Raw genomic sequence first — 995 nt, 5'->3', positions numbered from 1 at the left:
CCGCCTGCTGGCCGCGCTGGACGCCACCGCCCCGGAACGCCCGGCCATCGACGAGCCGGAAACCCGCGAGCCGTGGCCCGCGCCGCCCGACCTTGCGAATGAAACCGCATGGACCGAACTGGCCGCGCGCCGGGCGAAGCTTTCTGACGTATCAGGCAGTACGCCGCCGCGCCCGGTCATCGACGTCATCGTGCCGGTGTACGCTGGAAGGGACCAGACCCTGGCCTGCCTGCATTCCGTGCTGATCGCGGACCTTGAGTCAGAGGACTCTGCCGCGCCCCGTGCCCATGTGGTGGCGGTCAACGACGCCAGCCCGGAACCGGAACTGGCGCAGGCCCTGCGCAGCCTTGCCGCACTTGGGCTGGTGGAACCGGTGGAGCACTCCGCCAACAAGGGCTTCGTGGCCTCGGTCAACGCGGGCATGGCCCTGCACCCGGAGCGCGACGTGGTGCTGCTGAACTCCGACACCGTGGTCTTTCCCGGCTGGCTGGGCCGCATGGCCGCGCACCTGTCCGCCCGGCCCGACGCGGGCAGCGTCACCCCGCTGTCCAACAACGCCACCATTTGCAGCTACCCGGTGACGGAACGCGACAACCGCGCCGGGCTGGAACTGCCATCCGCGGCGCTGGACGCGCTGGCCGCCTCGGTCAACGCCGGGGTGGCCGTGGACATTCCCACGGCGGTGGGCTTCTGCATGCTGATCCGCCGGGCCTGCCTGACGCAAACCGGCCCGTTCGACGAGGCCACCTTCGGCCGGGGCTACGGCGAGGAAAACGACTTCTGCATGCGCGCCGCCGCGCTGGGCTGGCGTCACCTGCTGGCCGCCGATGTCTTCGTGCGCCACGCGGGCGAGATGTCATTCGGAGATGATGCCGCCCCGCTCAAGGAAGCGGCCTTCGCGACCATCCAGCGGATGTACCCCGACTATCTGCGCACCGTGGCCGCCCACTGCGCGGCGGACCCGGCCCGCCCGGCCCGCCGGGCGCTGGACCTGG

General features: G+C 71.5%; 1 protein-coding gene. It reads left to right on the top strand.

Going from position 1 to position 995, the window contains the following annotated elements:
- Positions 1–995 (top strand): glycosyltransferase family 2 protein (locus FVW20_RS16530; RefSeq protein ID WP_196610447.1); only part of this gene is annotated, 995 nt, incomplete at both ends.

Origin of the sequence: Nitratidesulfovibrio oxamicus, from assembly GCF_015731765.1 — a bacterium.
In the GTDB taxonomy this organism is placed as follows: domain Bacteria; phylum Desulfobacterota; class Desulfovibrionia; order Desulfovibrionales; family Desulfovibrionaceae; genus Cupidesulfovibrio; species Cupidesulfovibrio oxamicus.
The sequence above is the reverse complement of the archived record's forward strand: the minus strand, read 5'-3'. Positions and strand labels throughout refer to the sequence as shown.